Annotated in this window: 1 protein-coding gene; it reads right to left on the bottom strand. The window is 63.9% G+C overall.

Annotation, left to right across the window (positions count from 1 at the left end; all coding sequences use genetic code 11):
* A partial coding sequence (locus AC2YI2_RS35260) for a chemotaxis protein CheW (RefSeq protein WP_487391155.1) occupies positions 1–274 on the bottom strand: 274 nt, incomplete at both ends.

Raw genomic sequence — 274 nt, 5'->3', positions numbered from 1 at the left:
GCGGACGCCGATATCCGGCGCCCCCTCGATCTCGTCGCGCCGGAAGGGCGTCACTTCATAGACGCGGTCGGCGACCAGGCCCAGGGTCAGCATCTTCTCGCCGATCTGGACGTCAAGCACCAGGATCCGCGTGTGCGGGGTCTTTTCCGTCTTCGTCATACCCAGGCGAAGACGGAGATCGACCACCGGTACGCCTTGGCCACGTACGTCCCGAAGCCCAAGCAGGTAGTCGGGACCATGTGGGATCTTGAAGGCCTCCTCGTGGTCGAGGATT

It is taken from the genome of Rhizobium sp. SRI_017 (assembly GCF_057586295.1).
Note: the sequence above shows the minus strand (reverse complement) of the source record. Positions and strands in the feature narration are given on the sequence as shown.